General features: G+C 60.7%; 19 protein-coding genes. 5 read left to right on the forward strand and 14 right to left on the reverse strand.

All coding sequences use genetic code 11. The features are described 5' to 3' along the window. Position 1: 1 nt before the first annotated feature. On the reverse strand, positions 2 to 1411 hold the full coding sequence (locus tag Q0J85_RS03470) for an aspartate kinase (RefSeq protein WP_294478270.1): 1410 nt from the start codon (positions 1409 to 1411) through the stop codon (positions 2 to 4). 22 nt (positions 1412 to 1433) lie between these two features. Continuing rightward, positions 1434 to 2726, reverse strand: coding sequence for a homoserine dehydrogenase (locus Q0J85_RS03475; protein ID WP_294478271.1), 1293 nt, complete (start codon positions 2724 to 2726; stop codon positions 1434 to 1436). 194 nt (positions 2727 to 2920) lie between these two features. On the opposite strand from Q0J85_RS03475, the gene Q0J85_RS03480 reads away from it, so the two are divergent. Continuing rightward, a complete protein-coding gene (locus Q0J85_RS03480; RefSeq protein WP_294478273.1) occupies positions 2921 to 3760 on the forward strand; it encodes a TIM barrel protein in 840 nt (279 codons plus the stop codon). A gap of 54 nt (positions 3761 to 3814) precedes the next feature. Here Q0J85_RS03480 and Q0J85_RS03485 read toward each other — a convergent pair whose 3' ends face one another. Both Q0J85_RS03485 and Q0J85_RS03490 read right to left on the reverse strand, forming a co-directional pair. After that, a complete protein-coding gene (locus Q0J85_RS03485) occupies positions 3815 to 5314 on the reverse strand; it encodes a carbon starvation protein A (RefSeq protein ID WP_294478275.1) in 1500 nt (499 codons plus the stop codon). Between the two features lie 73 nt (positions 5315 to 5387). Continuing rightward, positions 5388 to 6257, reverse strand: a complete 870-nt coding sequence (locus Q0J85_RS03490) for an AraC family transcriptional regulator (RefSeq protein ID WP_294478276.1) — start codon at positions 6255 to 6257, stop codon at positions 5388 to 5390. A gap of 111 nt (positions 6258 to 6368) precedes the next feature. Between Q0J85_RS03490 and Q0J85_RS03495 the strand changes: the two genes are divergently transcribed. Beyond that, the gene (locus tag Q0J85_RS03495) at positions 6369 to 7697 is read left to right on the forward strand and encodes an ADP-ribosylglycohydrolase family protein (protein ID WP_294478278.1); all 1329 of its coding nucleotides are present in this window, start codon (positions 6369 to 6371) and stop codon (positions 7695 to 7697) included. Positions 7698 to 7716: 19 nt separating this feature from the next. Here Q0J85_RS03495 and Q0J85_RS03500 read toward each other — a convergent pair whose 3' ends face one another. Together Q0J85_RS03500 and ispH are read right to left on the reverse strand one after the other, a co-directional pair. Next, entirely contained in the window at positions 7717 to 8295 is a 579-nt protein-coding gene (locus tag Q0J85_RS03500) for a hypothetical protein (protein WP_294478279.1), read from the reverse strand. Beyond that, on the reverse strand, positions 8292 to 9221 hold the full coding sequence (gene ispH, locus Q0J85_RS03505; RefSeq protein WP_294478282.1) for a 4-hydroxy-3-methylbut-2-enyl diphosphate reductase: 930 nt from the start codon (positions 9219 to 9221) through the stop codon (positions 8292 to 8294). The genes Q0J85_RS03500 and ispH overlap by 4 nt, the downstream gene beginning before the upstream one ends. A 194-nt stretch (positions 9222 to 9415) precedes the next feature. Here ispH and Q0J85_RS03510 point away from each other — a divergent pair, with 194 nt between their 5' ends. Both Q0J85_RS03510 and Q0J85_RS03515 read left to right on the forward strand, forming a co-directional pair. Beyond that, positions 9416 to 11038, forward strand: coding sequence for a sodium:solute symporter family protein (locus Q0J85_RS03510; RefSeq protein WP_294478284.1), 1623 nt, complete (start codon positions 9416 to 9418; stop codon positions 11036 to 11038). Further along, on the forward strand, positions 11035 to 11619 hold the full coding sequence (locus tag Q0J85_RS03515; protein ID WP_294478287.1) for an L-threonylcarbamoyladenylate synthase: 585 nt from the start codon (positions 11035 to 11037) through the stop codon (positions 11617 to 11619). Before Q0J85_RS03510 ends, Q0J85_RS03515 begins: the two co-directional genes overlap by 4 nt. A gap of 25 nt (positions 11620 to 11644) precedes the next feature. Here Q0J85_RS03515 and Q0J85_RS03520 read toward each other — a convergent pair whose 3' ends face one another. From Q0J85_RS03520 to Q0J85_RS03555, 8 genes are all read right to left on the reverse strand, one after another. Then, on the reverse strand, positions 11645 to 12073 hold the full coding sequence (locus Q0J85_RS03520; RefSeq protein WP_294478288.1) for a hypothetical protein: 429 nt from the start codon (positions 12071 to 12073) through the stop codon (positions 11645 to 11647). Beyond that, positions 12070 to 13566 (reverse strand): hypothetical protein, encoded by a 1497-nt coding sequence (locus Q0J85_RS03525; protein WP_294478289.1) that lies wholly within the window; start codon positions 13564 to 13566, stop codon positions 12070 to 12072. The genes Q0J85_RS03520 and Q0J85_RS03525 overlap by 4 nt, the downstream gene beginning before the upstream one ends. A gap of 226 nt (positions 13567 to 13792) precedes the next feature. Beyond that, positions 13793 to 14614: a helix-turn-helix domain-containing protein gene (locus tag Q0J85_RS03530; protein ID WP_294478290.1), complete on the reverse strand. Its 822-nt coding sequence runs from the start codon at positions 14612 to 14614 to the stop codon at positions 13793 to 13795. A 3-nt stretch (positions 14615 to 14617) separates the two neighbouring features. Beyond that, entirely contained in the window at positions 14618 to 17689 is a 3072-nt protein-coding gene (locus Q0J85_RS03535) for a glycosyl hydrolase (RefSeq protein WP_294478292.1), read from the reverse strand. A gap of 46 nt (positions 17690 to 17735) precedes the next feature. After that, complete coding sequence (locus Q0J85_RS03540) at positions 17736 to 19406, reverse strand: iron ABC transporter permease (RefSeq protein WP_294478295.1); 1671 nt, start codon at positions 19404 to 19406, stop codon at positions 17736 to 17738. Continuing rightward, a complete protein-coding gene (locus tag Q0J85_RS03545; RefSeq protein ID WP_294478297.1) occupies positions 19407 to 20990 on the reverse strand; it encodes an extracellular solute-binding protein in 1584 nt (527 codons plus the stop codon). Between the two features lie 13 nt (positions 20991 to 21003). After that, positions 21004 to 22041, reverse strand: coding sequence for an ABC transporter ATP-binding protein (locus Q0J85_RS03550; protein WP_294478299.1), 1038 nt, complete (start codon positions 22039 to 22041; stop codon positions 21004 to 21006). A 143-nt stretch (positions 22042 to 22184) separates the two neighbouring features. Beyond that, entirely contained in the window at positions 22185 to 23093 is a 909-nt protein-coding gene (locus tag Q0J85_RS03555; protein ID WP_294478300.1) for a helix-turn-helix domain-containing protein, read from the reverse strand. A 273-nt stretch (positions 23094 to 23366) separates the two neighbouring features. Here Q0J85_RS03555 and Q0J85_RS03560 point away from each other — a divergent pair, with 273 nt between their 5' ends. Continuing rightward, positions 23367 to 26183 carry a hypothetical protein gene (locus Q0J85_RS03560; RefSeq protein WP_294478301.1) on the forward strand — a complete coding sequence of 939 codons (2817 nt, stop codon included), beginning with the start codon at positions 23367 to 23369 and terminating at the stop codon, positions 26181 to 26183. The last annotated feature ends 68 nt before the right edge of the window (positions 26184 to 26251 follow it).

Here is a 26251-nt window from a genome sequence, read left to right on the forward strand (position 1 = left end):
GTTACTTCCGTTCGTTCTCCACAAGTTCGCGGTGCAGCGCTTTCTGAGCGTTTTCAAAATCGTTGCGGTCGATGATGAACTGCATGTTCACCTGCCGGATGCACTGATCGAGCGCAAGCACGTTGATGTGCTCCTCGGCGAGCGCTTTCGCCGCGCGGTGCAGAAAACCCGGAATCTTCATGTTCGTGCCGATCACGCTGACGATCGCAACTTCCCGCGTCGAAACCCGCGCACCGTGGAACTGCTCCTTGAGCTCTTTCAGGCACTGGTCGATCCCTTTCGCCTTTTCGGAGACGAAATGGGTGATCGTATTCGCATTTGTGTTTTTGGCGATATAGCTGATCTTGTTTCTCGCGAAACTCGCGAGCACATTGTAGTCGTATCCGGGTTCGCCGACCATTTCAGGATCGAATACTTCGATCGCGAGCACGTCGCGGCGTCCGCAGATCATGTCCACGCGCGGCGTCGGTGAAACATAGTCGCGCGAAATCAGCGTGCCGGGATTGCCCGGATCGAACGCATTCGCCACGCGGATCGGAATCCCCGCGAGCTCCATCGCTTTCGACGCTTTCGGATGAATCGCCTCCATGGCCATATCCGCGAGCTGGTCGGCGATGTCGTAGTTCGTGTGGCCGATCGTGCGGACTTTGTCCTGACCGATCAGTTTCGGATCACCGGTCGACAGATGGAACTCCTTGTGGATGATCCCCTCGCGCGCACCGGTGACGACTGCGAGCTTGCTGAACGTGATTTCACTGTAGCCGCGGTCGAACTTGGCCATGACGCCCTCTTTGCATTTCGCATAGCCGGTCACGATCGGCATGCAGCTCGCGAAGTCGAGCCCCGCAAGATGACTCATAATGGTCTCCTCCATCGAGCCGGTATCCTGATCGCGCCAGCCGGAGAGGTCGACGAACACCGCGTTCACGCCGCGTTCGCGCAGAATCAGCGTCGAATTGAATGCGCTGTGCGCTTCCCCGATCGAGCTCAGAAGTTCGCGCGCCGCCGGAAGATAATCCTCCCGGTGGAAGTGGCCGAAGCTGCGCAGCTGCATGAGGTGGCGCAGACAGTTCTTCACGCCGTCCATGCGTTCGTTCACGAAGTCGTCCGCCGCGGTCTGATCGAGCCCGAGCTCCTCGAACGAGCGGTTCAATTTGATCATCGTGTTGCGGGTCTCTTCGAGTTTGTTCTCCCAGATGCGGTCGCCCGCCGCGAAACTCGCATAGATTCCCGGGGCGGCGGTTTTCTTATTTTCCAACAGCAGATTCGTAATGCCGCCGTAAGCGGAAACCACGAAGATGCGATTGTAGAGCTCATCTCCCTTGCGGTTGCCGATCAGGATGTTATCCATGAGCTCGCCGAAGCGGGTCATCGAGGTCCCGCCGATCTTTTCTACGGTATGCTGTCCCATTTCCTGAATGAATTCCTGTAGCTTAGATGTCTTCGATGCGCATGAGTTTGACCGGGGAGTGGTTGATCGAAAGCGTGTCGATCTCGCCGAGCGCGCTTCGGATCTCCTTTTCAACAGCCTTGTGGGTCAGGATCACGAGCGGAACCACGCCGTCGGCGTCGCGCCGTTCATGCTGGATCAGACTCGAGATGCTGATCGATTTCTCCGCGAGAATCTGCGTGATCGACGCAAGGACGCCGGGGCAGTCCTTGACCATGAAACGCAGATAGTAGCGTGACGCGGCCTCGTCGATCGATACGACTTCGTCGAACTGCTCGCCCGGACGGAATGCCGGAATCCGCCGCACCGAACCGTTGACGATGTTCAACGCCACATCGGTGATATCCGCAACGACGGCACTCGCGGTCGCGCTGCGTCCCGCTCCCCGCCCGTAGAAGAGCGTCTGGCCGACCGTGTCACCCTCGACCATCACCCCGTTGAACACATCGGAGATTCCGGCCAGAAGTGTGCTCTTCGGAATCAGCGTCGGATGGACGCGCATCTGCACTTTGCCGTCAATCAGCTTGATGATCGCAAGCAGTTTGATCCGGTAGCCGAGTTCATCGGCATACTGCAGGTCGGCGAGCTCAAGTCCGCGGATTCCCTCCACGTGAACCGGATCCATCCCGAACCAGCGCCCGAATGCCAGCGATGCAAGGATCGAGGTCTTGTGCGCGGTGTCGAAGCCGTCGATGTCAAGCGACGGATTCGCCTCTGCATACCCGAGTTTCTGCGCGTCGGCCAGAACCGTATCGAAGTCGGCGCCCTCGTTTTCCATCCGGGTCAGGATGTAGTTGCACGTTCCGTTCATGATCCCGTAGATGCGGTTGATCCGGTTTGAGACGAGCCCTTCGCGCAACGCCTTGATGATCGGAATGCCGCCCGCCACGCTCGCTTCGTAGCAGACGTCGACACCGGCTTTTTCCGCCGCGTCGAAGATCTCTTCCCCGTGCATTGCAAGCAGCGCCTTGTTCGCAGTGACGACATGTTTCCCCGCTTTGATCGCGTCGAGAATGAACTTCTTCGCGATGGTGGTTCCGCCGATGAGCTCGACCACGATGTCGGCCGATTCGATCGCCTCGGCGGCATTGGTGGTCAGCAGTTCTTTCGGCACGGCGACACCCCGGTCGGTCGTGATGTCGAGATCGGCGATGCGGGTCAGAACGAGCTTCACGCCGGTGCGTTTGGCGATCACTTCGCCGTTTTTCAGAATATTCTCCGCGACTCCGGCTCCGACCGTGCCGAATCCGATGATTGCGACTTTGACTTCTTTCACGTTCTGTTTCCTCGTCCTGTGAGATGTTTACAGCAAACTTACGTCAAAACGACAATATAGCACTCCGAAGCTGTTTTGTAAATACATCCTCCCGGCTTTTTGGTGAAAATCCGCTCTTCCGCCTTGACTTACGGGCGGGCAGATGTATCTTTTACACGGATCGGCAGGAATGGAAAACATCACGGGGGGATTTTATGTACAAGCGAAAACTCTGTCTCGGCGTCAATGTGGAATTCGGCGGTACGGAAACCGAACTGATCGAATCGATCGGGCAGGCGGGATTCGACGGCTTTTTTACCGAGTGGTCGCCCGATGCTCCGATCGGCGCGTGGCGGAAACTCGCCGACCGGCTCGGACTTTTTTATCAGTCGATCCACGCTCCTTTTCTTCGGGCCGCCGACATGTGGAAGGAGGGCGATGGCGCCGAGGCCGCCGTCGCGGAGTTGCTCGCATGTCTGCGCACCTGCTCCGAACAGGAGGTCCCGATCATGGTTGCGCACGCCTTCATCGGTTTTGAGGATCACACTCCGAATGAGCGTGGTGTCGCGAATTTCGAGCGGATCGCGCGCGAAGCGGAGCGTCTCGGCGTCACGCTGGCGCTTGAAAACACTGAGGGAGAGGAGTACCTGGCCGCTCTCATGCCGCTGGCCGACGCATACGGCTGTGTCGGATTTTGCTGGGATTCGGGGCACGAAATGTGTTACAACCGCAGTCGCGATCTGCTTGCGCTTTATGGAAAACATCTGGTCTGCACCCATCTGAACGACAACCTCGGAATCCGCGATTTCGACGGGCGGATCACATGGCTCGACGATCTGCATCTGCTGCCGTTCGACGGCGTCGCCGACTGGAAGGCGATTGCGGCGCGTCTCAATCGCTGCGGTTACGACGGTGCTTTCACCTTCGAACTGAACCGGAAAAGCAAGCCGGACCGCCACGAGAACGACTGCTACGGAAAATTGTCCTCCATCGAATATCTCACCGAAGCGTACAAACGCGCCTGCCGGGTCGCGTATCCCGCATCCGGATTCTGAAAAAACGAAACCTCCGGGAGTCATCCCCCGGAGGTCCTGATGTCGTGCGGATGGTTACTTCGTCTCTTCCGCAATCGTCGCCGGATGTTCAATCCGGTTCAGTTTACGTCCGTACCAGATGCTCCAGCCGGTCGTCACCAGGCAGAAGAGAATCGCCAGAATGTAGGCGGTACGGAGCTCCAGACCGCATCCGACCGGCGGTTTGCCGAGCGGCCCGCCGTGCGCCGGCGAGATCCAGAGAATGTAGGTCGTGACGATAAAGGTCATGAACGCACCCGGAACCGCCGTGATCCATCCCGGTTTGCCGTGGCGGAACAGCCAGACCGTGCCCGCGGTCAAGGTGCAGCTCGCGAGCACCTGATTGCCCCACGCGAAGTAGACCCAGAGCTGGTTGAAAGTCTCCACACTCTGATTCGACCACCAGAGCAGCAGAGTGACGATCACGATGAGCGGCACGCAGAGCAGAAAACGGTTCAGAATCGGTTTCTGGGGGATGTTGAACATCTCCGCGAGACTCAGCCGCAGACTCCGCATTGCCGTGTCGCCCGAAGTGATTGCGAGAATCACCACGCTGATGACCGTGAGCGCTCCGACCCAGGAGCCGAGGAAATGGGTCGTGATTTTCGAGAGAACCGTGGTCGCGTCAATTTTCATGAGTTCCGGGAAGAGATTGTAGATCGCGAGTCCCGCGGCGGCCCAGATCATGCCGATCACGCCCTCGAGGACCATCATTCCATAGTAGCTGGACTTCGCCTGATTTTCGTGCGCCATCGTGCGGGCGATGATCGGCGACTGGGTCGCATGGAAACCGGAGAGAATCCCGCAGGCGATCGTGACGAACAGCATCGGCAGGATCGGGCTGTTGTTGGCGGGGGTCAGCATCCCGGCCCGGAATGCCTCAGACTCCTGCAGCAGCGACGGATTTTTGCAGACGTGGTACATCAGTACCGCGAAGATCGCGAACGTCCCGAGAATCAGCAGCGCCCCGAAGAACGGGTAGATCAAGCCGATGATCTTGTCCACCGGAAAGAGCGTCGCGGCGATGTAGTAGAGGAAGATCAGCCCGACGATGTACCAGAGATAGGTGCTCTCCGGCCAGAAGCCGTCGATGAGTTTCGCCGGAATGTTGATGAACACCGCCACCACAAGCAGCAGCAGGAGGATCATGAATGCCGAGAAGATCCAGTAGAAAGCCTTCCCGGTGTTCATCCGGATCAGCGCCGGGAGGTTCGCCCCGTTGTGGCGCAGAGACATCATGCCGCCGACGAAGTCGTGCACCGAGCCGCCGATGATGTTGCCGATCGGGATGATGAGGAATGCGATTGCTCCGAACTTGATCCCGAGGATCACGCCGATCACGGGACCGACGCCGGCGATGTTCAGCAGCTGGATGAGCATGTTCTTCCAGTGCGGAAGCCGGACGTAATCAACGCCGTCGCAGCAGGTCTGGCAGGGGGTCGGGCGATCGTCCGGACCGAGAATCTTTTCAACGAGTCTTCCATAGGTGAAGTAGCCGATGACGAGTATCGCCATCCCGATCAGAAACAGCAGCATGATAACCCCCTCGATTTGAGACTTGTTCTGAACGAAACTCATTAATATACTTCGAATTCCGTTCCAATGCAAGTTATTGTTTGCGTTTTCCGGAATCGAGGCGGAACTCCCGCGGTGTGCATCCCTGCTGCTTCCGGAATTGACGGTTGAAGCATGAAAGCGAGGGGAATCCGCAGCGTGCGGCGACCTCTGAAATCGAGGATCGGCCGCTGCGCAGTTCGGCCAGCGCCATGCCGATGCGCAGCTTGTTCAAATACTCCTGCGGGGAGCTCCCGAGTTCGCGCCGGAACACTCTGCGGAAGTTCGTCAGGCTCATGCAGCAGAGCCGCGCGGCGGCCGTTACGGTGGCCGTCCCTGCGCAGTTCCGGCTGAAATAGGCGATCGCGGGGGCCACCCGTTCAAATTCGCCGGCGTTCCGTTCCGGGTGGAGATGCGGAACGGTTTCCCCGAACTGTTTTCTGAAATGGAGCGCCAGCAGCAGCACCAGTGCGCATTGTTCCTCCTGTTCTTCGGCCCGGAACAGCTCTTCGAGCAGTCGGCTGCCGCGCGGATCGGTTCCGCCGTCCCGGATGTTTCGGAATCCCGCCCCCCGGAGCGCCGGGAGAAAGCGAAGGTCCAGATCCGGAAAATGCGGCAGCAGTATCCGTTCGAAATCGAGATAGTACCACACCCAGTGCGAAGTTGTCCCGGCGGCGCTCGTGGCAAGATGCGCCTCCGTCGGGTCGATCACGGAGTAGTCTCCCCGGCGGAAATTCATGATTTTACCCTCCACCACGAAAACACCCTCTCCCTCAAGGCAGAGGCCCAGTTCTAGGCAGTCGTGGCGGTGCAGGTAGTCGATCTCCCGGGCCGGATGACGCGGATGATCATGGATGCTCAGCGGAAATGTTCCCCCCGGTGCCTGCGACAGAAATTGAATCGCATAATTTGGTCGATTCTGCATGGTTTTTGCTCTTTTTTATCTGGTTTAAATCGTGATCGCCCATTATACTATAAATCGAGACCGGGAGAAAGACAAGAACACAGACCGGGAAAACAAGAAGGAGATCGTAGAATGTTGATTTCAGGCTGGCAGACCCCGTTGGAACTTCTGCGGGAGGAACTCATTCAACTTGAGCAGGAAGGTCGCGTGGTTCCGGACTCTCTCCGCAAAGAAGTGGAGACGCTTGTGGCGGAAAAGGAGCCGTGGGCGGCGCGGATCGAAGAGGTCGCCGCACAGCTGACCGGGCTGCCGATGCGGCCGGAGTGGCCGTATGAGGAACCCGATGAGCTCGATGAGATCCGTCGGCTGCGTCCGGCGGGACCGCGCGTTCTCTCTCTGAATCTCTCCGACGGCGAGATGCTCGAACGGTTCCACGGTGCCTGGCGCGGCCGCTGCGTGGGCTGTGCCCTCGGCAGGCCGGTTGAGGGGAAAACGCGCGACTGGATCCGCACGCTCCTGATTGCCCGGGGCGAGTGGGAGCTCAATGACTTCTTCCGCGGCGGCGACTCCAGGCTCTGGGCTCCCGCTTCGCAGCGGGAGAATATCCGCTGCATGGAGCCGGACGATGATATTCACTACACACTCATCGGACTGCGCGTGATGGAGAAGAAAGGGGCGGATTTCCGCTGGGACGACATTGCGAACTGCTGGAACAGCCATCTCCCCTACAACGCGATCTGCACGGCGGAGACTCAGGCGATTTTGAACTACAATATGCTTCACCCGCGGTGCAGCGGGTATGCCCCGAGCATCGCGACTCCCGAATTCACCCGGCGGCACAACAATCCGTACCGGGAGTGGATCGGCGCGGCGATCCGCGCCGATTTCTGGGGCTACGCCGCGGCGGGGAATCCGGAACTCGCGGCGGAGTTCGCCTACCGGGACGGCAGCTGGACGCACGTGAAAAACGGAATTTATTCGGAGATGTTCGTCGCCGCCCTCATCAGCGCCGCTTTCGTCGAGAGTGATCCGGTGCGGCTCGTCGAGATCGGTCTCTCGGAAATTCCGGCGAACTGCCGCATTGCCGAAGCGGTCCGGCGTGCTCTCGAATGGCGAAAAGAGTGCGCGGACTGGGAGTCCTTCATGGAGAAGATCGACCGGCATTACGGGACGCTTTCGTGGGTTCACTCGATCAATAATCTGCTGATTGTGCTGATGGCACTCTTCTACGGGGATTCGACGATCGACCGCAACACGGCTCTCGCAGTGATGGGCGGGGCCGACACGGACTGCAACGGAGCGACCGCGGGTTCGATCACCGGTATTCTGAATCCGGTCAGCCGTCTGGCGGAGCGGCAGAATGACACGGTGGAGCCGCAGTTTATCGGGGAGGGGACTTGCCGCATGCGGAAACTTGCAGAGCGGACGCTCGCCGTCTGGAAACAAATCCGCAACCGGTGAGCTGCGTCGTTCCGCAAGATCAGCGGAGCCGGTCGAACTCCTGAGTGCCCGCGGAGAACGGAACGAACTGCTCGTCCCGGATCGGCCGATCGTGGAACAGTTCAAAACTCGTGCTGAACAGCCAGGTCGCCTGAACGTCGTAGCAGCTGAAGATGAGGTAATATCGACCGTCGATCGGCTCCGGGGAGAGCTCCACTTCGCATGCGGCGCGGACGTCCCAGTCGAAAAGCTCCTGGAACGTGTCGGGCGACTGCCGGGCCATCAGATGCGGCAACTGAAACGGCAGACCGGCAAACTCTTCGTTGTAGTAACCTCCCTCTTCGGAAGATTTCGTGACGATCGTGGTTCTCTCCCCCGGACTGAGCTCGAACATGATGCCGTAGGAGTTGGAGGAGAGCGGCACGCCCCGGGTGGTCGCATTGTCCCGGACGAGAATGATTCCGGAAAATCTGTTTTCTTCCGGAGACCACTGGAATTTGCGGTCGATTTCGTAATTCACTGTGATGCGGGCTTCTCCACGGGTCTCCTGGTTGTCGCAACCTGAAAGCAGCATGGAGAGGAGCAGGATCGCCAGCAGCATCGTTGGGATGTGTTTCATGATTTCTCCGGTATCGGGGGGATGGAAAATGCCGTACTCTCGTCGGCGGCACAGTTCTCGTTTTCTACCCGGAAGCCTGCGGCGCGGAGACGCTCCAGCACGCCCTCGACGAGCGATTCCGGGGCGCTTGCGCCGGCGCTGACTCCGATCGTCGCGGTTTTCGCGATGATTTCCGCCGGGATCTCTCCGGCGTTCTCGATCAGGAATGCTTTCACCCCCGCCTGTTCCGCGACTTCCCGCAGCCGGTTGGAGTTCGAGCTGCGCGGGGAGCCGATAATCAGAATGACTTCGCACTTGCCAGCCAGAGCGCGTACGGCTCTCTGGCGGTTGGTGGTCGCGTAACAGACCGTTGCCGCGGATTCGAGCTGCGGATAACGCTCGCGCAGTTTCGCCTCGATTCGGCCGACCTCCTCGGTGTTCAGCGTGGTCTGGGCGAGGAGTTCGATGCGGCTGCCGGGGGGGAGCGGCGTCAGGGCCTCCGCCTCCGCCGTGCTGCCGACCACGAACGTGTATTTTGCTCCTGATCTGCCGACGGTGCCTTCCACTTCCGGGTGGCCGCGGTGGCCGATCAGAATGAGAACGTCGCGAGCTTTTCCGGCGCAGTGATGCAGACGTTTCACGAGCGGGCAGGTTACGTCGACGATCCGCAGATTCCGGCTGCGCGCCTGCTCCTCGACGGCTGCGGAGACCCCGTGCGCGCTGAACAGCAGCACCGCCCCGGGAGGAACTTCTTCCAAGGTTTCCGCAAAACGAACGCCGCGTTGCTGCAGATCATTCACGATAAAATTGTTGTGCACGATTTCATGCAGCACGTAAACCGGCGGCCCGAAACGGTCGAGAACCATCTCGACGGTCTCAAGAGCCCGGCGAACCCCTGCGCACATTCCATGCGGAGAGGCGAGAAAAACACGTTTTTCCTGATTCATGGCTCTATCATACTCCGTTTTCCGGATTTTTTCAAGCGGGCGGAACTGCGAAAAAAAATGTTTTTTTGCAGTTGTGAGATTGAATTATCCATCGGTGTCGAGTAGTTTATATCGCTGTACCGTATCAGGCGGAACGCCGTTGCGTTTCCACCCGGGCGTTTTTTTTGAACTTTTTCAAAAACAGGACGGAAAAGATGTTCCATTTTTTCGGTGAGGCGCTTCCTCTGGTCGAAGCAGCGGCGGAAAGCAGCGGAGCGGGAAGCTCCATGCTCTCTCAGGGCACGAAAGTGACTCTGTGGGTCGGGATCATCATCTACCTCTCGGTGCTGGTCGGCATCGGCTTCTGGTGCAGCCGGCGGGTCAAGGGGATGAACGACTTCCTGGTTGCGGGGCGGCGACTGCCGCTCTGGATGGCGACCGCGACACTTCTGGCAACCTGGTTCGGCGCCGGGTCGAGCATGGGGGTTGCGGCGACCGTCTATCAGGACGGCATCGGCGGAGTTCTGGCCGATCCTTTCGGGGCGTCGATCAGCCTTGTGCTCGCGGGTATTTTCATCGTCGGGCTTCTGCGGCGGCTCAAGTGTTTGACCGTCACCGACATCATCGAACGGCGCTACGGAAAATGGGCGGGAGTTTACGCCTCGCTCTGGATGATTCCGGTCTACATCGGCTGGCTCGGCGCGCAGATGCTCGGAATCGGTACGATCCTGCATATTCTCACCGGAATGGACGCAACCTGGGGGACGCTCATCGGCGCCGGGGTGGTTCTGATCTACACCTATGCCGGCGGCATGTGGGCTGTGACGCTGACCGATGTAGTACAGGTTTCACTGATCGTCATCGGACTGTTCATCATCGTTCCCGGCGCGGTCTTTGAGGCGGGCGGCTGGAACGAAATGACCTCTCGGCTGAGTGCGGCGGATCTTTCGCTCGGTATGAAGCACGCGGTCGACCCCGAAACGGGAGAAGTGCTGCCGTTCGTCTTTTCGGATTACGTCTACTACATCGGCAGCTGGATCGTCATGGGTCTGGGCTGCATGGTCGGCCAGGATCTGATTCAGCGGTCGCTCGCGAGCCGCAACGAAAAGATCGCGGTGTCGAGCGCGGTCATGTCCGGATTCTTCTATGCGGCGATCGGTCTCGTGCCGATCACGATCGGATTTGCGGCGCGCACGGTGCTGGCGAAATACGGCATCGCGACTTCGGAGGACTCCGAGACGCTGTCGAACCAGGTCCTGCCGCAGATGGCGATCATCATTCTCGGGAAACTGCATCCGATTGTTCTGACGATTTTCCTTGCCGCGCTGATTTCGGCGATCATGAGTTCGGCGGACAGTTCACTTCTGGCGGGTTCCTCGCTGCTCTGCAACAATGTGATCGGTTCGATCTGGCCGCGCCTCAGCGACCAGAAGCTGCTTTTGATGACCCGGTTCGCGACTGTGTTCCTGACCTTTATCGCGCTTCTGCTCGCGTGGGGGGTCAAAAGCATCTACAGTCTGATGATCAACAGCTGGGCGTCGCAGCTCGTGGTGATCTTCATCCCGGTTGTGACGGCGCTTTACGTCCCGAAAGCGAGCAAAAACGCGGCCTGGGCGGCGATGGCGGTTTCGACCGGCGTGTGGCTCGCCTACGTGTTTGTCGATTCGAGCGGCTCGGGCATGAGTTTCACGGAGCTGATGAATTCCGATCTCGACCGGAGTTTGACGGTCGGAGCGGTTTACGGATTCATCGCGGGTGCGGTGGCGTTCACCTGCTGTTACATCGGGGAGCGGGTTCCGCACTGGGTGCTCGATCAGCCGGATGAGGAGGAGGAATGACACCGGTTCTCGATCTGGCAGCAGCCGGGCTTGAAGCGGCGGTCGACGCCGCATGCGAGGCGCTCTCCCGTCCCGGCGCGGTTGTGCTTGTGCCGACGGAAACGGTTTACGGGCTCGTCTGCCGGGCGGACGACGCGGCGGCGCGTCAGCGGATCTACGACCTGAAAGACCGCGACGCGACGAAGCCGCTCGGCTGGTTCGTCGCGGAGTGGCGCCGGCTCGCCGATTGCGGGGTGCTTCTTGAGGGGCTGCCCGCGGAGCTTGCGGTCAAACATTGCCCGGGCCCCATCACGATCATCGCGCCTCTGCGCAACGGCGGGACGGTTGGATTCCGGGTGCCGGATCATCCGTTCATGCTCGCGCTGCTGCGCCGGATGAACTGCCCGCTCGCGCAAACGAGCGCGAATCACTCGGGGCATCCGAACGCCTTGACGGTTCAGGCCGCACTCGCGGAACTCTCCGGAGAACTGCCGCTCGCGGTTGACGGCGGTCCGATCGCTCCGGACGCGCTCGCTTCCACTGTGGTTGACGCGACCGGCGCGACTCCGAAAGTGCTGCGCCAGGGGGCGCTGCGGATCTGAACGGTCTCCTCCTGTGTGATCCGTTTCAACGGGTGGTTTTGCTGCCTCTGGAGCGTCCGGATTTGTCGACATAGCGGGTGGTGCTGCCGTTCGTGGTGGATCTGCCGGAGACTCTTCCGGAGGAGTCGTAATAGGTGGTGGTGTTCCCGTTCGTGGTGGATCTGCCGGAGACTTTCCCGGAGGAGTCGTAATAGGTGGTGGTGTTTCCGTTCGTGATGGCTCTGCCGGAGACTCTTCCGGAGGAGTCGTAATAGGTGGTGTTGTTCCCATTTGTGGTGGATCTCCCGGAAACGCGCCCGGAGCCGTCGAAATAAGTGGTACGGTTGCCGTTGGTGGTCGACCTGCCGACGGTGCGTCCGGTGCTGTCGCGCCGGGTGGAGTTCTCCTGTCCGAACGCAGCGCAGACGGCCAGACAGAATACGACGATCATGGCGTTTTTGGCGAACAGTTTCATTTGCCTTCCTCCTTTGTCATTCGCTTCAGGGTTGCAAGTACGAGGCTTTTCGGCGGAATCGTCAATTTTGAAAGCGGCTCGCCGGGAGCCGTCGGGAGAACTGTTTCTGCAATGGGCTGTTCTGTCTCCGTGTTGCGGCTGGCGAGTTCCGGTGCGGAGAGACAGACTGCGCTCTCCAGCTGCCACTCCCGTTCCCGGAGAAACCGGAGGACGGTCGGCCGGGCAGTGTCCGGAGAGAGATTGTTGAACAGCAAATAGAGTTCTTTCCCGTCCGGGGATTTCAGCGCGGCCGCACCCAGCGTCTGCCCGCGGCCGAATGTGGCGGCATCGCCCGAGAGCGTACTGCGCAGAAGTTCCGAGTCAGGGGGAATTCTCCGCAGAAAACGGTAGAGTTTTGCGGTCCCCGTCTCATACGGGAGTGCTCCGGCCGTTGCGGTCATCCCCCGGATTCCCGGCGGAAGATGGAAGAGCGTCGCCGCACCCACCTCCGGACGATTCAGGAGAAAGAGAAACCACTCCGCCTCCTCGAGGCAGCCGGCGAGCGACTCGCTCCGGAGTCGGCGTGCCTGCAAATTCCCGGACGTTCCGGATAGCGGCAGAGCCGGTTCCGTCACGAGCAGCCGGATTCCCGGATTCCGGGAGTCGGCGATCTCCCGGGCGAGGAGATCGAAGTACGGCTCGGCAACGGCCGGCGGCAGGTCGCGCAGATACGGGTGGAACGAGAGAAAGTCGATCTCCCCGGCCAGTGCATCGAGCAAAAGCCGGTTGAATTCCGGAAGTTTCCCTTTTGACCGCTCCGTCCACGGGGCCGTGACGGCGGGAACGGCGAACCGCGCGTCCGGAATCACGCTCCGGATCGCGAAGATGTAACGCTGACACTCGCGGGCGCAGGCGGAGGCCGACCCGAATCGGCTGTAATTGTAATCGAGTTCGTCGCCGAGCTCCCAAATGGCGGGGGGCATCGGCTCGGGGCATCCCAGATCGATTCGCAGTTTCCCCCACAGCGTATCGGAGCCGCCGGCCAGGAATTCCGCCAGATCGCGCGCATCTTCCGGGGTGTTCCGCACCATGTTGACCGTCCAGATGTACCCGGCATCCGGGTTCTGCCGCCGGATGGAGGCGAGGTGGCGGAGCAACCCGACCCGCGAAGTTCCGGCCCGGGCGGAGACGGCGTATCCGGAGCCGGGATTTTTCTTCCAGTCGAGAAATTGCGAGTCGACTCCTGCCATGCGGAACAGCGTCGGGCGCATCTGTGACGCCACGATGCCGATGGTCCCGCACTTCGGACGCAGCAGTGGAGCCGGCCCGGTCAATCGGTTCAGTCCGGTCAATTCCGGCCACGAGTCGTTCACCCCGAGGAGGGCATCGTCGAAGACGCGGATCGTCTTCCGCGGTTCAATCGTAAGCGTCGCCGACTCCTCGCCCGGAGCCGCGGCGGCAGCCATCGGCAGGGCGAGGATGAGGAACAGCGCTACTGGAATGCTTCGGATCATGGACACCTCCTGCAGCCGCAAAAAACGCGGTCTCTTATCAGTATAATGCGATTCCCTCCGGAAAGCAAGTCTCCGCTCCGGAAAAATCCGGAAAACCCGTTTCTCCGCAGCCGGTCGGAACAATCCCCGTCCCCTGTGCGGCGGAGTCAACGTGTGGACGGTGTTCGCCGTTATGAGCGAGCGGCGCTTTCTCCCGGGAAAAGCGGCGTGGAGAATTTTTTGCGGATCACTGCTGATGGCGGCGGCGGAATTCACTCGGCGTGAGACCGGTGTGCTCCTTGAATACGCGGCTGAGATGAAATTCGTCACTGAATCCGCACTCCTCCGCGATCCGGCGGAGATTCGCTCTGCTTCCGGCCAGATAGTGTTGCGCGCGCTCGACTCTCTCGGCCTGCAGCCGCCGGGAGAAACTCTCCCCGAAAAGCTTTTTTACCGCAAAACTCGTGCGGGAACGCGAGAGCCCGAGCTCGGTTGCGAGATCATCGAGCCCGATCGGCCCGGCGCAGCGTTCGCGCAGAAACGCCGCGATGCGGGCTCCGCGTTCGTCCGGGACGGTGTCGAGCAGCCGCGTCCGGAGCAGGTGCATCACGAGCCCGTCGGCACAGAGTCGGGCGAGGGGCAGCAGTTCCGGCAGCCGTTCCGGCGGCGGTGCGAGTTCGTCTCTGCTGCGGAAGAACTCCGGCGGCAGTTCCGCTTCCGTGCCTTTTTCCGGTTCTCCGGCGCGCCACAGCCCGAGGTAGAGCATCCCGTAGTGGATGTTTCCGTGCCGCAGCGGAGCGACGATCTGGGCGAGCCCTTTCCAGCAGACCGCGAGGAACGGCCGGGACTCCCGGCCGCAGCGGCTGTTCATCGCGTAACGGCAGTGGCGCACGCAGCGCTCGCAGAATCCCGCCTCGCAGGCGGGATTCTTGCGGTGGCTGCGGCGGTTGTGCTCGAAGATGTTCTTCCGATTCAGGAAGAATGCATTGTCGATGACGGTCACGGGCAGCGCGAGTTCCCGCTCCAGCGCCGCGAGCGCCTCTTCGAGTCTGCCGTTCCCCTCATCCATGGATCAGACCAGTTCCACGTCCGCGATGCCGAGTTTCACCATGCAGTAGCCCGGATGGTAGACCGGTGCCGGCCAGCCGATCGGGTTGGCTTCGCGGTTGAACGAAAGCGTGTTGACCGCGTAACTTTCCCCCTCGGCGAGGTGATGGGGGCCGAGCATGTTGCGCAGAGAGGTGACGAGCTCGACTTCGAGCGTGTTCCGGCCCGCGTGAATCAGCTGATCGATCCGGAATGCCGCAAAACCGTAACTCCAGAAGCCCGCCTCGTCACCGTTTATGCGAATCCGGTACGAGTTCGCCCCGATCGGCACGAAACGCAGCAGCCGGATCGATTCCGCCTCGTTCGCAGTCAGTTCAAACTCCCGGCGCAGTACGGCTTTCCCCGCGAAGAACGGATATCCCGCCGTCACGAGATCGTCCGCGTGGATGCTCTTCCCCACCGCTCCCGGGCCGAGCGAGAATGTTCCGTGCAGCCGCTCCGCTCCGCGCAGAAGCGGTTCGACCCGCCCCGTGTGACGGCAGGTGAAGTTTCCGCACAGATAGATGCTCTCGACTTCCGTGTCGTAGGTCAGCATGTTGTACTCGGTTTCAAATTTGAGTGCGCGCTGAAGCCGGGCGTAGACCTCCTCGTCCTGATGATAGTGCATCTTCATGCAGATGACGTTTCGCCCTGTTTTGAGATTCCCCGGCAGGGCGATGCGCTCGAACGCACGGTCGAAGAGATACCCTGAAACCTGTGCCGCAAACGGCACTTCATTCAGCGCGAACGTGAAGAGTTCCGGCGTCTCGACCGCGATCGAGAGCGGCGTCGCGAGGTCGAAATCATCGTCGAGGTCGAAATCATATTCGATCTCGAGTTCGCAGTCGCGTTTCAGCGCGAGCAGCCGCCCCTGAATCACGCTCACGTCATCGCGGATCCAGCCGCCGTTGTCGACCCGGTAGCGGCAGCGGTCGAGCGTGAGAATGTTCTCCGGCAGGGCAGCAAGCGTGAATTCGCTCGAGAGCAGCTTCTTTGCGGGAGCCTGGAACGGATCTTCCACCGTGACCGACGGCGCGTGTTTCGCCGGATGCCCCGCGACGAAGAACATCGCCGCCGCTCCGGGTGCGAAAGCGTAATCGAAACTCAAATATTCACCGTGCCGATGCACCCCCGACAGAATCGAGAAACTCCCCGTCGCCGGATCGATGAGTTCCACCTGCCGTCCGCCGTTGCGCGGCAGCTCGAGATGCACGCGGCACGGCTGGTTGTACGCCTTGTTCGCCACAAAGAAGAAACGCCCCGGGCGGCCGTCGAGATCAGCGAGATCGCGGAACGTGCTCAGGATCTGCGTGGCGGGCGCACCGTTTTCGGTCGCGATCGTGCGGCGTCCCGCGAGTTCCGCCGCAGCTGCGTCAGCGGCGGCCGCTTCGGAATCGAACGCGGGGAGCGAGCGGTAGAAGTTCCGGACCTCCGCCGAAGCCGGTTCCCCGTCGATCGTGAGCTTCCCGGGTTCGAGCCGGTTGCGGACCGTGAGAATCCGCCCGCCCGCCGCGGCAAATTGGCGCAGCAGTTCGAGCATCGGCTTTGAGAGGTTCGCGATCTGCGGGATGAGAACGAAGTCGTAACTCTGAAGCCCGATCCGGATTCTGCCCTTTTCAAAGCTGCCGTTCGCCGCGACGATCTGTTCATCGGCGTAGTGATGGGCGATCTGGTGCGCGTCGAGTGCGACGGTCAGGCGTGTCAACGTGTCGGTGTAGTGTTTCAGTGCCGGATTCGATTCGTCGCCGGTGTAGTGGCACCAGGCCGACGAGAGCGGGTGCAGCACGAGAACTTCCGTCGTGGCTTTCCCCTCCGCGAGCAGCATCCCGGTGCGGGCGAAGTAGTCGTTCACGCTCCTGTAGTCGTTCCACCACGGCTGGTGTACGAAGAGCGAGGCCGGATAGTCGCGCTTGCGCAGCCCGCGCAGCGTGTAGCTCGAGAGATGCGGGCAGACGAGATTCACTCCGTGCGCGAACTGCTGCTGGAACATCCACCGCAGCCCGAAGAAGTTGATGTTCCAGCCCGAAAGCGCGAAGCTCTCCGAGAGAATCTGTTTCTGCCCGAACTGCATCGCCGATGAGACAAGCTGAACCATCGCCACGGGCGACGGCTCCGTCCGCCCGAGGTGATCCATGCCCGGAATATGGTAGTGCTGATACTGCGTCATGATCGAGCCGTTGCTCGAAATCTGCGCCTGGCAGGTCTCTTCAAGCACGTGGTGTCCGGTCAGCAGCCACCCCTTTTCGTCGCACCAGTCGCGGATCTGCTTCATGAAGTTCTCCGAGAAGAGACGGGCGACGAGACTCCAGAACCGGATCCGCACCGCATCGCTCTCCGCCGTGCCGAGGAACAGCATCGGCAGCTCTTTCAGGAGTTCGCAGTGATACGCTTTCCAGTACTCCTCCTCGAGTACGAACGACCAGAGCAGTCCCTTGCGGGAGAGCTGCGGCTCATCCGTGAAGATCCCTTTCAGGTGTGCGAGCAGCTCTTCCGGCAGGCTTTCGTAGTAGTGCTGGTGCGTGACCTTGAGAAATTCCCGCACAACTTTCGGATCGAGGTTGTCGACGTAGTAGGGATTGACCTCATAGTAGCAGCGCAGCAGTTTTCCGGTCGTTCCGGGCGGCAGGGTTTCGCCGAGCAGTTCGAGCGTCGCGGCATCGTACCAGGAGATCGTGTTCGTGCGCTCTTCCGCCTCGAGGTCGGCCGCGTCGAGAAATTCATAACGCAGATATTTCTGCTGATACTTCACGCCGAGTCCGTTCACGAGGCCGCCGCCGAATCCGCTCGGCCAGCCGTTTTCGTCGTAGAGCCAGCCGGAGATGCCGCATTTTCCCGCTTCGTCGAGGCAGGTTCTCACGCACTCCATCCATTCGTCGGAGAGGTATGCCGTGCGGAGTCCGCCGCGTGCGTGCATGAAGAATCCGCCGAGTCCGGCCGCTTTCATCTCACGCACCTGGCGGCGCAGTTCTTCGGGTTCGAGCTTGTCGTTCCAGCTCCAGAATGGGATTGGGCGGTACTCCGCCGGCGGGTTGTTCAAATCGAGATTGGTGATCGCCATTTGAATGATTCCTTTATATGATGGATTTTCTTATCCGCATAACTGATCAAAGTTTGAAGATGGTGCCGATCTTATTTCCGAGCAGCGTGCCCGCCGCGGCCAGCGCCGCCGCGAGGAACAGCATCGCCCAGACCCCGAACGCACACGCGATGAACGGGCCGGAGCCGAGGATCTGCGAGAGATCGTAGATCGCGCGCGTAATCGGATAGAACTCCGCTTTCTGTGCGAGAATCAGCGAGTCCGAAACCTCCAGCATCGAGAAACTGAACGCGAAGAGCGCTCCGACGATCACGTTCGCGAACACCAGCGGCAGGGTGATCTTCCGCAACGTCGCGAACGCGGTCGCTCCGAAGCTGCGCGCGGCGTTCTCGAGCTCTTCCGGCGTCTGCTCGAGTCCCGCCGAGACCGAACGCACGACATACGGCAGCCGCCGCACCGCATAGGCGATTCCGAGCAGCAGAAACGGATTCTCGACCGGATTGAAATAGGCCGCCGCAAACCCGAACTTCACGGACATCCCGAGGTAGCCGAACGCGATGATGATTCCCGGCACCGCCAGCGGCAGCATCGCAAGCAGATCCGCGATCATGCTCCCGCGCAGTTTCCAGCGCACCGCCGCGAGCGAAACCAGCACCCCCGCCGCAACCGCAATGGCCATCGCAAGGAGCGAGTAGTTCAAACTGTTCACGATGCTCGGCAGCACGATCTTGTTCGACAACGCGTTTTCAAAGTGCAGCAGTGTGAAATGGCGCGGCAGAACCGTGTTGTACCAGCGGAGCGAGAACGCCGTCAGCACCAGCGCGATGTGCGGCAGCGCCGCCACGAACGTCACGAGCGCAAAGAGGGCGGTCGGTCCGAATTTCCGCCATCCGGCGGGGCGGACGGTCCCGGCTCCGGCGGTCCCTTTCACCGTCGCATTGAGCGCGGATTTCCCGAGCGCGAACTTCCCGGCAAGATACATCGCCGCCGCGAAGAAAAGCATGACCACCACGAGCGCGTAGGGAACCGGATTGCTCTCGAGCTCCATGATCCCGTTGAAGATCTGCACGGCGGTCACGCGGTTGTATCCGAACATCAGCGGCGTGCCGAGCTCCGTGAAGCTCCAGACCAGCACGATGCTGCCCCCCGCGAGGATGCCCGGCTTCATGAGCGGGAATGTGATCCGGCGGAACCGCGTCCACCGCGACGCCCCGAGATTCCGGGCCGCCTCGTCGAGCGCCGGGTCGAGATTGCCGAGCGCCGTCACCAGATTCAAATAGAGGATCGGATAGAGGTGCAGCGCCTCAATGAGGCAGACCGACCAGAATCTCCCCGGCCCGCCGAGAAAGTCGACCGCCGGAATCCCGCAGTATGCCAGCAGCCGGTTGACCACTCCGTAATGACCGAGAATCTGCTGAAATCCGAGCGCCCCGACGAACGGCGGCAGGATCATCGGAATCATCACGAGCAGATGGGACAACCCTTTCCCCGGGAATTCATAGCGGTTGTAGACCAGCGCGAGCGGAAACGCGATCAGAAAGACCAGAAACGTCGTCACCACGGCGATCTTGAAGCTGTTGAGCAACCCCTCGCGGTAGATGTAGTTGCTGAACACCTCCGCGAGCAGCCGCCAGTCGAGACCCACTTCAACCACCGTGAAGATCGGCGCAAGCAGAAATGCTCCGAGAAACACGATGACCAGCGCGAGCAGCAGATATTGTATCAGACGGTTTCCCATTTATTTGCCCTCCAGAGCGAGCCGTTCGGCCTCGAGGTAGTTCTCCCGGGCGGAATCGCTCCATTTGCGGCAGAGCGCCGCGACTTCGACTGCGCTCCCGTGCAGTTTCGCATTCTCTGCGGCGATTTCGGAGTAGGGGAACGGGAGGCGGTTGAACGCCGCCATCGCCTGCGGCACTTTTTCCGGCCCGCCCGCGTCGATGATCGCTTTCCATGCGCGCTGCAGCTCCGGCTGCGGATCGAGCGCGATGCAGCGGATCAGAATGCGCAGCAGACTGTAATAGGGCCCGGTGAGCTCCGGGCGGTAGACGAAACTCGCACCCGACTCATACGGATTGTAGTCCGGATCGGAACGGTATTTCCGATACTCCGGCTTGTAGAGGTCGCGCCGGATCGGCGGGCGGCGCAAGGCGTGCTTCTCCGGTCCCCCCGGCGCACCGACCTTGAATGCGTGGAGCTTCTGCCCCTCGGGGCTCAGCAGAAAATCGATGAAGAGTTCGGCCGCCTCGCGGTGCGGCGCGCCGCGCAGCATCTGCACCGGATCGGCGGAGACGGCGGTGCCTCCCTCGGGGGCGACGTAGAAGAAATGCGGTTTGCCGTCGAACTGGAGTTCGTTCCACTCCTTTTCGGTGAAGCCGTAGGTGTCGATCGCCATTCCGGCCGCGGCGTTCCCGGCGGCGACGTCGCGCGGGATCTTGCCCGCGGAGTCGGTGAGGTTGCGCGCATTGCCGAAGATGCGCTTGATGGTGTTCAACCCCTCTTCCCACCCTTTTTCCGGGCTGCCGGAGTCGGCCATGCACTGCTGGATCAGCACCTCGAAGCATTTGTTGGCCGAGCCTGATTTCGACGGATCCGCGAGGGAGATCGTGTTGAAGAAGCGCGGTTCTCCGAGGTCGGCCCACCGTTTCGGCGGAGTCGGGTCTTTGAGTTCCGCAACCCGGTCCTTGTTGTAACAGATGCCGAAAGTCGAGAGCACGACGCCGTAGTAGCGTCCCTGTTTGTCGTAGAGTTCGTCCCCGCCGAAACTCTGGGGGATGATCTCCGGTTTGAAGTATTCGGGGTGACGCTTCTGCGCGCCGCCGTCGACCGCAAAACCCCGCTTCGCATGGCGCTGCATATCGAAAGTGCCGCCGCCCGCCATGAGGTCGATTCCGATCCCGACGTTCGAGTTGAGGAAGAGCCGGCGCGCTTTCTTCACCTCCGCGGGGGCGTCGGGATCGTTTTCGACGCCGGGTTCGGCGAACCGCCCGGCGATTTCGTCGTTCCACTCGCCGTTGGCGGGATCGGACTCGAATTCGCGTCGGAATTCCGCCTCAAAGCGATCGGCGATGTACTTCACGATATCGGACGACCCCCCGGGGGAGCGGAAGTCGAGCTCGATCTCCCGGCCGGTTTTTTCCCGATAGAACTTGCGGAACGCCTGCTCGTATTCGTGGCGGATCGATTCGTTGTGGGCGGAGATGATGACGAGCTTGTCGGCCGGGCCGGAACTTTTCGCTCCGGCCTCCTGCTTCGGGCGCAGGAAGAACGGAATCGCCAGCAGCACGAGAAGCGGCAACGCGGCTGTCAGAATTTTCCGGATCATATTCCGCTGTTCCTCACTGCAAAACGATCAACTGATCCGGCGGCAGGACGAGCTGGAATGTCTCGCCGAGCTTCCGCCCGGGCGGGGCGCTCTCCGTAACGACGATCTTCCGGCCCGCGGCCTCGAACTCCCATTCGCAGCTCTCTCCGGTGAAGCTCCGGTTGACGAGCACGGCGGGGATGGTGTTCTTCCCCGGTTCGGTGCTGATGCGGATGCGTTCCGGGCGGATCATTGCGCAGAGCGTTCCCGCCGGTTTCCCGGCGGAGCCGTCGCACGCGAGAACGCCGAACGGCGTCTGCCACGCTCCGGAGGAGTCGAGCTCCCCCTCGATGAAGTTCGCGTCCCCGAGAAATGAGGCGACGAACTTTTCGACCGGAGCGCTGTAGGCTTTTTCGGGCGTATCGATCTGGCGGATGACTCCCTGATCCATGACCGCGAGCCGGTCGGCCATGCTGAGCGCCTCCTGACGGTCGTGCGTGACGTAGATCGCGGTGAGCTGCCGCTCCTTGCAGATGCGGCGGATCTCGCGGCGCATGGTGTCGCGCAGCCGGGCGTCGAGGTTCGAGAGCGGTTCGTCGAGCAGCAGCAGTGCGGGTTTCACCGCGAGTGCCCGCGCGAGCGCGATGCGCTGCTGCTGGCCGCCGGAGAGTGACGGAATTCTGCGGTCGGCATATTCCGCCATTCGGACGAGTTCGAGCGCGGCTTTGACTTCGCGGTCGATATCGGATTTTTTCTCCCCTGCGGCGCGCAGGCCGAACGCGACGTTCTCGTAAACGGAGAGGTGCGGCCAGAGCGCATAGTTCTGGAACACCATCGCCGCGCGCCGTTTTTCGGGCGGAAGTTTCGTGATCTCGGTGCCGTTGAACCGGATCGATCCCGCGTCCGGCTCGACGAGTCCGGCGAGGATGCGCAGCAGGGTCGACTTGCCGCAGCCCGAGGGGCCGAGCAGAAAGAACAGCTCGCCCGGATTCACGATGAGATCGAGCGGTTTCAGCACGGGGACTCCGGGCTGGTAGGATTTCGTGATCCCTCTGATTTCCACACTGGTCATGATTCAGATTTCCGACGTGCGCCGTCCGTCCGGATGTCCCGGAACGGCGCATTGTTTGGTTTGTCACACACGTTCTTACAATATACCCGACAAAAGCGGAAAAATCCAGTTGATTCCGCCGTTTTCCGCATTCGTCCATCCGTTCAGAGTCGGGAACTGCTGTGTCTGCCGGCGAATTTCCGGCGATATTCGCTCGGGGGCATGGCGAATTTGCGGTTGAACATCTTGCTGAAGTGGTTGCCGTCACAGAATCCGCAGACGAGTGCGATCTCCGAGATCGTGTTGTCAGTCGAGAGCAGCAGTTCCGCCCCGCGGAGCAGGCGTCTCTCCATCAGATAAGCCACCGGAGTGCAGTGCAGAGCCTGTACGAACAGCCGTTCCAGAGTCCGGACCGAAATGCCGCAGCCGTTTGCGATCTCCGCGATCTGGAGCGTCTCGATATCGTGATGGTTGATGTAGTCGAGGACGTGACCGATGCGGGCGAAAGGAACTTCCATGCCGTTCTCGACGGCCGCCGCCCGGCTCAGCAGCAGCACGAACTGCATGAATCCGGTGTTCATCGCGAACATCCAGCCCGGATACTGCTGATACTGTTCGCTCTTGAGCTCTTCGAGAATCCGCTCCGCCACGGCCATCTGATTCGGATTGAGCATCAGTCCCTCCGCGAATTTCCGGCTGCAGTCGGTCTGTTCGCCGAACAGCGCCCGGTAGCCCGGATCTTTCCGCAGGTCGAGCATATTGAACTGCAGCCGTTCAGGCACATAGAGCACGTTGATGATCTCGAGATGGTTCATGTCCCGGTAACTGTGCGCACTGCCCGGCCCGACCAGGAAGACGTTCCCGTGGATGATCGGGTACTCTCCGCGTTCCGTCACGTGAATTCCGAAGCCGGAGCGGACCAGCACCAGTTCATAGAAGTCGTGCTCATGCACGAGCTCCTCCCGGCTGAAATATTTGCGCGATCCGAGCCAGACCCCGGGCCCGTCAGCCGCAAAGTGCATGAACATCGGAATGCGCATGTGAATGCGCGAACGCAATTCATCCCGTCCCATTTTCAGCCCCGTTTCTCTGTTAGAATTCTTTTAGTGTCGTAAAAATACCTGTTTTTGTCAGTTTTTTCAAGGAAATGACCTTTTATTTTGCTATAATTTATATTGAGAGACTGCGAGAGTGTGAGGATCGGGGTCCGGAAAAATCCGGGATTTCTCGATGAAATCCGGAATTGACCGATCAAAATCAGCGTTGTCGCAGATTTACGGTTGACTTTGATCGTGCCTTCCCGGCCGTCGGAAAAAGAGAACAGATAAGAACAGGAGAGGAAAAATATGAATTTCAGAATTCCAGTCATGATCGGCGCGCTTCTGGCCGCGGTGCGGATTTTCGCCGCACCGGTTCCGGCGGATCTGCCGCGTCCGAATCAACCGCTGCTCGTGGAGTTGCTCGATTCCCTGCGGGGGAAATGGGTGTTCGTTTACGCTCTCGGCGATGAGCTCAAGCATCCCGGACCGGTGGCTTTTGCCGCTCCGGGCGCACGGCTTGAGGCCGGGACGCAACTGGAGATTCTGCTCGATCATTCGGAATTCCCCGGGGAGAACGCGCACAGCGAACTTCTGACACTCGAACCGGAGTCCACCGGCGATGAATTCCGCTGGACGATCCGCAAGGCGGGGGTGCTCTCCGCGAAACTGACGCTCCGGCGCGACCAGGGGAGAATCGTCGGCGAGATGACCGATATCGAACTCGGCAACGTCGGCGACGGCACCGGACCGGTCGTTGCGGCACTCTACCTGAAGCAGGCCGATCAATCCCGCTCCCTGCTGCTGCAATCCGATGGAAACGGCCTCTTCAAACTCGAGACCGACCGGGTCGGATCGATTTTTACGGAAAAGGAGCCGGTCGAACTTCGGATCGTTTCGTTCGGCGTCCCAATTCCGCAGCTTGAGTTGTCGGTGAAAGATTATCATACCGGCAAACCGCTCCTGGTGCGGACGCTGCCGCCCTCGGCGGCGCCGGAAACGAGGATTGTTCTTCCGATCGACCGTTTCGGCGGTTTTCAGGTCGACGCCCGCTGCGGCGACAGGAGCGACACGCTGCGCATCATGCGGATTCCGGAGCCGAAAGAGCTCGATCCCGACCGCTCTTTCATGGGGATAAACGTCTTTCAGCAGCAGGTTCCCTACTGGACCTATCAGCTGCCGATGTTCGCCCGCGCTGGAATCCGCTGGGTCCGCCCCTGGCTGCACTGGGAAAACTCCTGGAACCGGCAGTCTCCGCGGCCGGGTGAGTATCACCTCGAACCGCTCGACCGGATGATGCGCCGCCTTGAGGCGCACCATCAGAACTATGCGTACATCCTCTACGGCATTCCGAAATACCTCGGAAAGCATGTGGATACGGGCGTCCTTGACGAGGAGGGATTCCGGCAGTACGAAGCGTGGCTGAAGATGCTCGCAACCCGCTACCGGGGGCGCATCCGGGAGTACGAGGTCCACAACGAACCCGACCTGATGGCCAATCACAACCCCGAACTCACGGGGAAATATTATGCGGAACTCGTGCGCCGTTCTTACGAGACACTCAAGGCGATCGACCCGGCGATCCGGATTCATACGCTTTCCCACTCCAACTGCGAGATGGGCTGGCTGGAGGAGGGGGGAAAGGCCGGGGTCGCACAGTGGACTGATGTCGTCACTCTGCACTCCTATGCCGCGGCTTCCGGTTTCACCGGCGGCGAAATGGCCCGGCAGCGGATTCTGGATCGTTACGGTTTTCTGGGGAAACCGCAGTGGTTCAACGAACTCGGAACCGGCGGCCATGATGATATGCCGGAGTTTTCCGGAAAAAACAAGGCGACAGAGGCGTGGCAGGCCCGCGCCGTGGCCATGAATTACGCGCAGTGCCTTGCGTTTGGCGGCCGTGAGGGGAAAGTGTTCTGGTTCTGCAGTTACGATGCCCGGGACGCCTATGAGAAAAATGCCCGGTGGGATACCGCCAACGGGATCTGTTATCTCGGTTTTCAGCCGAAACTCTCCTATGCGGCTCTGGCGGCGTTCGCCCGGCTGCTCGACGGCGGGGAGTGTCTCGGATATGTGGAGCCGTCTGGTACGTTGCGGCAGGTTTCTTTCTCCGGGCCGGGGGCGATCGTGTGGAGTCTCCGGGCGGAAAAAGTTCCGGCGACCGCGTTCGGCTGCGCGCCGGAGGAGGAGATCGCGCTCTTCGATCTCTTCGGCAATCCTCTCTCGTCCGGGCGGGCGGAGGAACTCCAGATTGAATTCGGGGAAGATCCCGTCTATCTCATCGGCAGCAGCCGCATGGCGGAAAATGCCCGGAGCGCCCGGGCGCGTTCCATGCGGGAACGCCGGGCGGCGGCGGTTCTGCCGGTGAACGATGTGGAGCTCGCGTTCGGCGGAGAGCGGGAGATCGCACTGAATCTGCCCGCCGGATCGGAAGTGCGGCTTCTGCCGGGCGACGGTTTTCCGGCTCAGGCCGTTCTGGTCCGGGAAGAGGCGCGCTGCGTCATCCGGCTGAAAGCCGGGGAGACGCGCGGTTCCGGCATGTTGAAACTCGCATTCCGCACCCCGGACGGCGAGACGGGCGAATCGCTGCTCTTCGTCGCGGTTGGAGAGCGGCATTACATCCGCGATGGAGGATTTGACGGTGGAAACCTTGCGGAAGTGAATTTCGAGTGGTTCAGCCCCTGCGAAATCGACGGGAAAGAGGGGGCCGCCGCGCCGGGAGCCGTGAAGTTCACCGGACCTTTTCACGCCCGAGCCCGTTTTTACTCCCTGCGGAAAGTCAAGCGGAACGCGGATCTGCACTTCTCCGCCCGGTTCAAAGGGAAACTCGTCAAGGGGGATTCGCTGCGTTTTTCGATCGCGTTCTGTCACGGCAACCGCTGGTTGGGAACCTGGATCGCTGCCGGAACCGGCAATCCGGTCGCCAACAGCCCGATCAAATTCCCGGCTGCGCAGAACATCGAGCTGCCCCTCTCCGGCACCTGGCAGGAGTGGAGTGAAACCCTGCCCGCCGAGATCATACCCGAAGAGACCAACAGGATCATCTGCATGATCGATCTGGAGGGCGAAAACGAGGGGAGTTTTCTCTGGCTTGACGATCTGAAACTTTATCAGGAATTGAAATAATGGAGTTGTTGTGATCCCGAAATTACAATCCGTCGGAACCGAGAACCCGGGGCGCTTCCCGGGGGGAC

Source organism: uncultured Victivallis sp. (assembly GCA_944389935.1).
In the GTDB taxonomy this organism is placed as follows: Bacteria; Verrucomicrobiota; Lentisphaeria; order Victivallales; family Victivallaceae; genus Victivallis.